The following is a 9,433-nucleotide window of genomic DNA, read 5'->3' as shown; positions in this document are numbered from 1 at the left end:
TCTCCTGAACAGGTGATCCACCGCAAGTTCGTCCAGAACATCAGTTGGGCGGGCGGCGACATGGCCGACATCCCGGAATTTCTGGCCGATCTGGTGGATGTGGTGGTGCAGATCCGCCGGTCGGAAGACGGCATGCGTCGCATTACGGACATCTGGGAAGTCCGCGCCAACCGCTATGTGATGCGGCATGGCCGGGAGGACCTGCCATGACACAGACCTCTCCCGCCTGCGGACGCGATGACTGGAAAAAGGCCCCCATTGAACCGCAGATCCGGCCACTGGTTGACAGCCTCAGACGCCGGGGCATCACAACCGTCGCCTCCTGCGCCGGTCATGCCACCCGGCTGTCTACCCCCTATGTCCTGTTCCGCAGCACCGAGGCAGAGGCATGGGAGGTACAGACCATCCTCCATGCCCTGTACCTGTCAGACCGGACGCACCGGTACTGGAGCCTTGAGGCCCGTTTCTGCTCGGATGGTGTTCTCCAGTACGCCGTGACCGCATCGTCCCTTGAAAGTCTGGACACCGGCCTGCGGCGGCTCTGGCATTTCTGGATCCGCCGCCGCCGGATTGACCACGACCTTCAGGCCCTCGCCTCGGCCCTGACGCCTGCCGATCCCGGGGAGGATCTGCCATGATGGCCCTCTCTGAACGCCTGCTGGAACGGCTGCTGCTGGCCGGGGCCGCCCTGCTGGCCCTCGGCTGCCTGTGGGGGCTGTGGTGGTGGCAGATCGGGTTCGACCCCCGCGATGTGCAGTGGTGGAAATGGCTGATCGCCAGCCTGCTGCATCCGGCGGGCCTGCCTCAGCCGATGGTGTGGGCGGCGCAGGGCTGCCTGATCGGCGGGCTGGTGCTGCTGCTGGCTATTGCCCTGATCATGCGGCAGGCCCGCAACCGCACCCTGCACGGAGCGTTCGGGTCCAAGGACCTGCACGGCTCCGCCCGCTGGGCGACGTTCAAGGATGTCAAACACTCCCGCCTGCTGTCGAAGAAGGCACAGACCGGCGCGGTGGTCGGCGGCTGGAAACAGGGCAAGACCCATCACCAGCTCCGCCACATCGGACCGGAGCATGTGATGTGCTTCGCCCCCACCCGCAGCGGTAAGGGGGTGTCGCTGATCCTGCCGACCCTGCTGTCATGGCAGGACAGCGTGATCGTGCTGGACATCAAGGGCGAAAACCACGCCCTGACCGCCGGGTGGCGGGCCAGCCTCGGCCACCGGATCCTGAAGTTTGATCCCACCTCCACCGAGGGCTGCTCGCGGTACAACCCGCTGGCGGAAATCCGCATCGGCAGCGGGCGGGACATTGCCGACTGCCAGAACATCGCCTCCATCATCGTTGACCCCGACGGCAAGGGCCTGTCCGACCACTGGATGAAGGAAGGCTGGAGCTGGCTGACCACCTCCATCCTGCACGTCGTCTACCGGGTTCACCTCACCGACAAACGCCGTGCCAATCTGGCCGATGTGCGGCGGTTTCTGAGCAAGGTGCCGCCGCTGCCGGTCAACACCGGGGAGGAGGATCTGGCCGCCCTGTTCTCGGCCGACTTTGAAAAACTGCTGAAGGAGATGGCCACCTTCAAACACGGCGATCCGGTGATTGACGATGCGGTGCGCACCGGCATCGGCGGCATGCTGAAGAAGGTCCACACCGAACGCTCCGGCGTCCACTCCTCGGCGGTCAACGGTCTGGGCCTGTGGGCGGATCCGATCATCGCCGCCAACACCGGGGCCAGTGACTGGACGGTGGAGGACCTGATGAACGGCGACGACCCCGCCGCCCTCTATCTGATGGTGCCGCCCTCTGACATTGCCCGCACCCGTCCGCTGATGCGGATCGTGCTGACCCAGATCATCGGGCGGCAGACCGAGAAGATGGAGTTTAAGGGCGGCAAATCGGTCAAAAGCTACCGCCACCGCCTGCTGCTGATGCTCGATGAGTTCCCGGCCATCGGCAAAATCGACGTGCTGCAAAAGGGCATCACCTTTGTTGCCGGATATGGGCTGAAGCTCTTTCTGATCATTCAGAACACCGGCCAGTTGGAAGCCGTCTACGGCAAGAACAACGGCTTCATGGCGAACTGTAACGTCCGCATCGCCTTTGCCCCGAATGAAGGTGCTGACTCTGATGCGGAAATGGTCTCCAAGCTGGTCGGTAAGACCACCATCGTGCAAAGCCGCCGCTCGGCCTCTGACGGCAAGGGCGGGCGGATGTCCGACAGCCTTCAGGAAACTGGCCGTGCCCTGCTGACCCCTGACGAGGCCGGACGCCTGCGGGCCATTCAGGAAAACGACGACGGCACCGTCACCCCCGGCGAGGTGCTGACCCTCCTGACCGGACGCCCCCCGATCCGGGGCACCCAATACCTGTACTTCCAAGACAAAACGCTGCTGGAGCGGGCGCAGATGCCTGCCCCCGCCGCCCCGCCGTTCAAGCCGCTGGCCCTGCCGAAGGAAGAGCCCCATGCCCACAGCCCTGATCGACCGTTACCACACCGAGGCCGCCCGTCTGCTCGGCCTACAGGGCCTCGCCCCGGCGGACCTCGGCCCGGTCAACCGGCAGGCCATCGACTGGCTGGCCGCCCTGATGCTGTCGCAGACGCTGCCCCCCGGCCCGCATCCGGCGGAAGCGGCGGCCCCGACCGACCCGGCGGCGACGGTGACCGGGGTCCGGGCCCTGTTGTCCGGCGGGCTGATCCGGGTGGCCGCCCACATCAACCGGCTGGCCGCCGCCCCGGCTGATCCGGCCCATCCCGTCGCCCTCTACGTCCATCAGCAGGCCATCGCCATGCAGGAAGCCCCGGACGTGACCCGCGACACCACCCTGCGCGTCATCGTCGGCCATCTCACCCTGCTGGCCCTCGCCGCAGATCACCCGCACCCGCCACGGACCATCAGAAAGGCAGGATCATGAAACCACTGTCTCCCACCCTGAAATCCATCGCCCGACACACTGCGGCCATCAGCTGGAACGGCCTGCTGGACACGATAAGCATCCTCATCACAGGGGCCGGTCTGGGTGTCCTGCTGACACTGATAGGCCTGCAAGCCAATGACATCCCGCTCATCGTCCAGATCACCGACACCTCCGGCACAACAGTTCTCGGCCCGACCGAACCGGTTTCCCTGCTCTGGCGGTGTGCCGTCGCAGGGACCGGCATCTGGCTGTTGTGGTCAGGGGTTTTCTCGGCGCTGACCGGGCGCGTGATTTTCATGCCCCGCCTGACTGCCGCCATCGGCGCGGTTTTCATCGACCTGATCCAGCACGTTCCGGCCCTTGCCCGGCTTGCCCGGCGTGTCCGGATGCACACCGAACGAAAGAACTGATCCATGACCAACCCTCTCTTTGACACTCAGACCGACCTTGAAGCCCTGATCGCCGCCGACCGGGAGCGGGAGGCGATGGCGGTTGCCGCCCGCATCATCGACCGCGCCGCCGACACCGCCCCGGTGGCGGTGGATCCCGACATTGCCGAGGCGATGGGAGCGTTCGAGGACGACGCCCTCAGCCCCGAAGACGCGCTGGACGCCTGCTTCAATCCCTATGGGGATAACGACGGGGAGGACGGCAGCCATGGCTGACACCCCCGAGAAGATCCCGTTCCGCGACCGGGTGGTGGCGGAGATGCTCCGCCACATCGAAGCGGGCACCGCGCCATGGCAAAAGCCGTGGAAACCGGGCGAATACCGCGAACAGCCGATGAACCCCACCACCGGCAAGCCCTATCGCGGCATGAACGCGGTGTGGCTGGAAACCCATGGCTACGCTGATCCGCGCTGGATGACCTATAAACAGGCCCAGTCCGTCGGCGCACAGGTGCGCAAAGGCGAACGCGGCTGTCAGATCGAATACTGGCAGCGCTCCGAAACCAAGCCGCTCCTTGATGCCTCCGGCAAGCCGGTTCTGGCTGAGGACGGCAGACCGAAAACCACCAGCTACGAGCTGGAACGGCCCCGCGTGTTCCGGGCCACCGTCTTCAACGGCTCCCAGATTGAGGGGCTGGAGCCGCATCGACCGAAAACCATGGATCCGGCGTTCCAGCCGCTGGCCGAGGCCGAAAAGCTGCTGGCCGCCGGGGGCGTGGAGATCCGCCACGACCAGCACGACCGCGCCTTTTACCGTCCCGGTTCCGACCGCATTCACCTGCCGCCGCGTGAGACGTTCCGGGGCGCGGAAGAGTACTACGCCACCGCCCTGCATGAGCTGGCCCATGCCACCGGCCACCCCAGCCGTCTGGCCCGCGACATGAGCGGCGGCTTCGGCTCGGAAAACTACGCCCGTGAGGAGCTGCGGGCGGAAATGGCCGCCTACATGGTCAATACCAGCCTCGGCCTCGGCCACAATCCGGAGCGCCATGCCGCCTATGTCGGCAGTTGGTTATCGGCCCTGAAGGATGACAGGAACCTGCTGTTTCAGGCCGCCCGTGACGCCGAAACCATCCAGACGTGGATTACCCAGCCCGACCTGCGCCCCGAACTGCGGCAAGCCGTGGAGGCCCGTATCAGCATGGACCAGAACCAGAAACAGGAAACCGGACTGACCCAGACCCCGGAACAGGGTTCCTCCAAGACCCTGACAGCCGCCTTTGATCCGGTGGTTCCGGCAGGTACGGAGGTCATCTATACGGATCGCAACGGCCTGTTCGGGGCCGCCGATGTCACCAAGGACACCCCGGTTTCCGATATCCAGCGGCAGATGCGGCCCCGTGATTTCACCCTCTACGGTGTCGGCGGCACGGTGCTGGAAGCCTATCTTCGGGAGCGGGCGGCGGAGCTGCAAAAAGAGCCGGCTCTTTCTCCCGTCGTCCAGACCGAACCGGGACAGCGGATCTGGCTGGCGGTGCCGTTCAAGGAAAAGGACATGGCCAAGAAGGCCGGTGCCCGCTGGGATGCCAAGGCGAAGGCATGGTATGCCCCGCCCGGCATCAATCCGGAGGGTCTGGCCCAGTGGCTGCCCAAGGCCGACCAGCCCCGGCGGCAGCCGGACGGCATCGATCCGATGGCGGAGTTTGCCGCCGCCGCCGCTGCCCATGGCCTGAAGATCGACGGCCTGCCGCAGATGGACGGCCAATGGCACCGGGTGCCGTTGCATGACGACAGGGGCAAGGATCTGAACGGAGCCTACAAGGCCCATCTCGACGGCAGACCCTCCGGGCTGATCCGCAATTACAAAACGATGGGAGAACCGGAAAAGTGGATCGCCACCGGCCACCGCCTTGATCCGGCGGAGCTGGAGCAGCTGAAGGCCGACTCCCGCGCCCGGGAGGCCCGGGAGAAGCAGGAGCTGGACGCCCGGCAGGCCGGAAAGGCCCGGCTGGCGGCGGATCTGCTGATGCGCGGCAAACCCCTTGAGGGCAGTCACCCCTATCTGGAGCGCAAACAGGTACAGGCCCACGGCCTGAAGCGGCATGAGGACGGATCACTGATGGTGCCGTGCCGGGATGCCAACGGCGAGGTGTGGAACATCCAGTTCATCAAGGACGACGGGGAAAAGCGCTTCCTCAAGGACGGGAAAATGGATGGCCTGATGCACCGGATAGAGGGCAACCGGGGCGGGCCGACGGTGATCGCCGAAGGCTACGCCACCGCCGCCACCCTCCACGAGGCCACCGGCCTGCCGGTGGTGGTGGCCTACAACAGCGGCAACCTGCCAAAGGTGGCGGAAGCCCTGCAAAAGCAGGACCCCGGCCTCCGGCTGGTGATCGCCGCCGATGACGACGCCGGAACCGCCCTGAAATATGGAAAGAACCCCGGCCTTGAGGCGGCACAGAAGGCCGCCACCCTGACCGGGGCCAAGGTGGCGGTCCCGCCGTTCACGCAGGCGGAACGGCAACAGGGCCTGACCGACTGGAACGACTTCGCCGCCGTGCGTGGCAAGGAAGCCGTCACCCCGGCCCTGCGGCAGGCCCTCGGCCTTGGGGCGCAGCAGGACAAAACCCTGAAGCAGGACCAGAGCCAGAACCGCACACAGCAACCGGCCCGGCGCTCCGGCATCGGTCTGTCCCTCGGCCTGTAAGTCATGTCGAACCCCGGCGGCGGGCTGTGTGCCATGCCTGCCGCCCCCCTTGGGACCGCTGCCCTCTCGTAAACCGGTGGCGGTCCCCTTTTTCCCCCATCAACGGACCCGACCCATGCCGTCAGCAAAGCCCTTCGCCAAAGTCCTCCTCGATGCCGATGACGAGGCCCGCCTGAACGAACTGTGTGAACAGTCCCGCCTGTCCCGCTCGGAAGTCTTCCGGCGGCTCTTGCACAATCTGCCGCTGCCGTCGCAGCAGACCTTTCAGGGCTGGGACGCCATCACCGAGATGATGAAGGTCAACGCCGATCTGGCCCGTCTCGGCAACCTGCAACGGATGGCGCTGGCCGAAACCGACGCCCCGGACCTGACAGCGGCGCTGCATGCGCTGATTGCCGACCTCAGCACCCGGCAGGCAGAGCTGAAGGATCTGGCGGTGGTCCTGCGCGACACCCTTCAGCCACGCCGCACACCGTCTGCCTGAGGGCTGGCCCAATGATCGCCAAGAAGATCGCTAAAAAGGCCGATGTGGCCGACAGCTTCACCCGTCTGGGCACCTACATCAGCGCCGCGCCGGAGGCAGGCGAGAAGCTGGACAGGTTCTGGATCGGCAACTGCAACGCCGGGGAAACCCTCGACGACCTTCCGGCGGCATTGGCCGAGATTGAGGCGGTGCGGCAGAAGAAGCCCAAGGTGAAGGACAAGACCTATCATCTGGTGGTGTCCTTCCGTGATTCCGACCGCGACAAGCTGACCGACGCCGCCCTGAAGGATATTGCCAACAGCTTTGTCACCGCCCTTGGCTTTGAGGGTCATCAGTACGTGGCAGGCACCCACATCAACACCGATAACTTCCACATGCATGTTGGCATCAACAAGGTGCATCCGCAGACCCATCGGGTTCTCACTCCGTTCCGCGACTTCAAGATTCTGGAACGGGTGAGCCGGGAGATGGAACGCAAATATGGGCTGGCGGTGGACCGCGGCATGTCTGACCGTGACCTGACGCAGGCCCCCGGCCTGTCGCCTGCTGCCAAGGATCACGAGGCCCGCACATGGGAAGTCTCGTTCCAGCGCTGGCTGACCGACAACCGCGCAACCCTGTTGCCGGAAATCCAGCAGGCGGGAACATGGCAGGACCTACACGAGACGCTGGCCCGGCACCGGGTGCAGATCAAACCCCAGGGCGCGGGCATGGTGTTTGCCTCTGACGATGGTCAGACCATGAAGGCCAGCGCCTTTGACCGCTCGTGCAGCAAGGCGGCGCTGGAAAAGCGGCTGGGAGCCTATCAGCCCCGGCAGGAGCTGGCCCCGAAAGGTCCGGCCCTGAACACCGAAACCGTCCTCCCGCCCCCCGGCCTGTCTGCCCAGCCGACACCACCGCCCGGCAAGGGCTACCGCCCGCGTCCGCTCGACCGCACCACCGGCACCCCCCGGCTGTGGCGGCACTACCGGCAGCGCCAGCGGGCCGTCCGCAGGTCCGGCGGCCTCGACCGCGCCCTGCGGACATGGGCCAGCTTCATTCTGGTGGAAGCCTACAGTGACCCGCTGGCCGCCGTGGTGCTGCTGGCGCACCGCGAGGCCCTGACCATTCTGCTGCCGTCGTCGGATCCCTTTCACCGCCCGGCCCGGATCAGTGAGGCCTCCTTGGCAGCGCTCCGGGTCTGGCGCAATGCCACGCCGTGGCAACAGACCACTGCCCGGCCCGCGTGGGCGGAGAAATCCCGGCTGGGCAGCGCCGGGGTGAAGGTCGATGATCTGGGCAATCTGATCGTGCCGTTCCGCAGCTCACAGGGGCGGGCACAGGGACGGATTGAAGGGGTGCTGCTGGTGGCCAAGGATGGCAGTACCCTGACCATCGGCCCGGTCAGCCGCGACAGCCTGCACCTGATCGACCCCGGACGTACCCTTCAGGAGCGGTCCAGCAGCCAGCGGGCCGCACCCAAGGCCCCGGTGCTGGTGACCGCTGACTATCCTTCAGCGGTGGCGCTGGCACAGGCCACCGGGGCAGCGGTGGCGGTTGCCCGCTGTGAGGCGGATCTGTCTGCTGTGGCGGCGGCGCTGTCGGCCCGCTATCACGCCAAAGCCACCGTGATCACGCGGAAACAGGGCACCGGCCTTGCCCTGCCGTCCACCCTCGCCCCGGCGGAGCTGCGCAGCCGCTGCGCCCGGGCGGTGGAAGACAAGGCGATGCTGCTGTGGGACAGCAGCCAACGCCCCGCCGGGCGGGATAATCCGGTTCTGGCGGCGCAGGGCGTCCAGTCCTACGGCTGCCGCGAAGACGACACGGGCAGCCTGCTGGTGCCGCTGCGCACCCTGTCCGGGAGACTGGAAGGCGTGGCCATGCTCCGACCGGGGGAAGCTCCCTCCCAGACCGTGAACCTGGCACGGGGACCACTGGTGGCGATGATTGATCCGCTGCGGGAACTCGGCACAGACAGGCCGGTGCTGCTGGCGCAGGACTACCCGACCGCCGCCGCCCTGCACCGGGCCACCCGCCTGCCGGTGCTGGCGGTGCAGGATCCTGCCGACTGGCAGGCCACCGCTGAAGCAGTGAAGTCCAAGTGGCCCAATGCCTCCCTTGTCATCGCCATGGATGACACCCGCAGCAACCGCGAACAGGCCCAAGCGGCGGGGCTGCCGCTGGTGGCCCCGGTAACGCCCTCCGGGCGGCGGGTGTCCTATGCCGACCTGACCCAGCCCAAGACCGCCGAGGTGCTGCGCGATACGCTGGCCGACGCCACCAAGGACGCGGTATGGCAGGCATGGCGTTCCGGCCATGCCCCGGACCGCACCGATCACCCGGTGATGGCGGTGGGCACCCTGCGGCGCGGGGTGCGGATCAGCGACGATGGAAAGATCCTTGTGCCCCTGCGCAACGGGCATCAGCGCCTGTCCGGGGTGCTGGTGGTGTCTGCCGATGGTGAGCCCCTTCACACCGTCACCGGCCAGCCTACCCCGGAGAAGGCGGGCAAGGGAGCCGCTCCGGCCCCGCAGCCGCTGACCCATGTTGTCGGCGGCTGGGAAAAGAAAGGCTCCACCGGCCCGGTGGTCGTGGCGCGGTCTCTGGCCGAAGCCGTGACCCTGCACCGCGAAACCACCGCCACCGTGATACTGACCACCGGCAGGCCGGAGGATCTGGCGAAAGCCCTGCACGACCGGGGCCGCCCCGTGCTGCTGGCCGGGAAGGATCTGGCGATACCCCAGACCAAGGGCTTTGACGCCCCGGACGCCAAGCAGAAAGCCGCCCTGCGCAAGGCCCTGACCGCCCTCACCCTGCCGATGCGGCAGGGCCGGGGCACGGTGCTGGGGCGGGGGATGTGATACCAAACTGTAGTGACGTTGACTCACGGAGGGGATTCCCAAAATCGGCGGAATATGAGTCACTCTGGTAAACAGCCGGAGGCTTACCATGG

Annotated in this window: 8 protein-coding genes and 1 pseudogene; all 9 read left to right on the top strand. The window is 66.6% G+C overall.

The window, feature by feature from the left end:
* A pseudogene (locus FHS48_RS19650) lies at positions 1-210 on the top strand (CpaF/VirB11 family protein); the annotation flags it as partial.
* A complete protein-coding gene (locus FHS48_RS19645; RefSeq protein WP_184266641.1) occupies positions 207-638 on the top strand; it encodes a hypothetical protein in 432 nt (143 codons plus the stop codon). The pseudogene FHS48_RS19650 and the gene FHS48_RS19645, both read left to right, overlap by 4 nt.
* Complete coding sequence (locus FHS48_RS19640; protein ID WP_260402610.1) at positions 635-2,743, top strand: type IV secretory system conjugative DNA transfer family protein; 2,109 nt, start codon at positions 635-637, stop codon at positions 2,741-2,743. Before FHS48_RS19645 ends, FHS48_RS19640 begins: the two co-directional genes overlap by 4 nt.
* Entirely contained in the window at positions 2,703-2,915 is a 213-nt protein-coding gene (locus FHS48_RS19635) for a hypothetical protein (RefSeq protein ID WP_184266639.1), read from the top strand. The genes FHS48_RS19640 and FHS48_RS19635 overlap by 41 nt, the downstream gene beginning before the upstream one ends.
* Entirely contained in the window at positions 2,912-3,328 is a 417-nt protein-coding gene (locus tag FHS48_RS19630) for a hypothetical protein (RefSeq protein ID WP_184266636.1), read from the top strand. The genes FHS48_RS19635 and FHS48_RS19630 overlap by 4 nt, the downstream gene beginning before the upstream one ends.
* Positions 3,329-3,331: 3 nt before the next feature.
* The gene (locus tag FHS48_RS19625; protein ID WP_184266633.1) at positions 3,332-3,583 is read left to right on the top strand and encodes a hypothetical protein; all 252 of its coding nucleotides are present in this window, start codon (positions 3,332-3,334) and stop codon (positions 3,581-3,583) included.
* Complete coding sequence (locus FHS48_RS20360) at positions 3,576-6,017, top strand: zincin-like metallopeptidase domain-containing protein (RefSeq protein ID WP_260402609.1); 2,442 nt, start codon at positions 3,576-3,578, stop codon at positions 6,015-6,017. Before FHS48_RS19625 ends, FHS48_RS20360 begins: the two co-directional genes overlap by 8 nt.
* 115 nt (positions 6,018-6,132) lie before the next feature.
* Positions 6,133-6,501 (top strand): ribbon-helix-helix protein, CopG family, encoded by a 369-nt coding sequence (locus tag FHS48_RS19610; protein WP_184266630.1) that lies wholly within the window; start codon positions 6,133-6,135, stop codon positions 6,499-6,501.
* Between the two features lie 11 nt (positions 6,502-6,512).
* On the top strand, positions 6,513-9,341 hold the full coding sequence (gene traI, locus FHS48_RS19605) for a TraI/MobA(P) family conjugative relaxase (protein ID WP_184266627.1): 2,829 nt from the start codon (positions 6,513-6,515) through the stop codon (positions 9,339-9,341).
* The last annotated feature ends 92 nt before the right edge of the window (positions 9,342-9,433 follow it).

Origin of the sequence: Novispirillum itersonii (assembly GCF_014205675.1) — a bacterium.
GTDB lineage: Bacteria > Pseudomonadota > Alphaproteobacteria > Rhodospirillales > Rhodospirillaceae > Novispirillum > Novispirillum itersonii_A.
Note: the sequence above shows the minus strand (reverse complement) of the source record. Positions and strands in the feature narration are given on the sequence as shown.

Excerpts from the sequence above, each read along its gene's own strand:
- FHS48_RS19645 (WP_184266641.1), top strand. The coding sequence starts at position 207 with ATGACACAGACCTCTCCCGCCTGCGGACGCGATGACTGGAAAAAGGCC.
- FHS48_RS19640 (WP_260402610.1), top strand. The coding sequence starts at position 635 with ATGATGGCCCTCTCTGAACGCCTGCTGGAACGGCTGCTGCTGGCCGGG.
- FHS48_RS19630 (WP_184266636.1), top strand. The coding sequence starts at position 2,912 with ATGAAACCACTGTCTCCCACCCTGAAATCCATCGCCCGACACACTGCG.
- FHS48_RS19625 (WP_184266633.1), top strand. The coding sequence starts at position 3,332 with ATGACCAACCCTCTCTTTGACACTCAGACCGACCTTGAAGCCCTGATC.
- FHS48_RS20360 (WP_260402609.1), top strand. The coding sequence starts at position 3,576 with ATGGCTGACACCCCCGAGAAGATCCCGTTCCGCGACCGGGTGGTGGCG.
- FHS48_RS19610 (WP_184266630.1), top strand. The coding sequence starts at position 6,133 with ATGCCGTCAGCAAAGCCCTTCGCCAAAGTCCTCCTCGATGCCGATGAC.
- traI (WP_184266627.1), top strand. The coding sequence starts at position 6,513 with ATGATCGCCAAGAAGATCGCTAAAAAGGCCGATGTGGCCGACAGCTTC.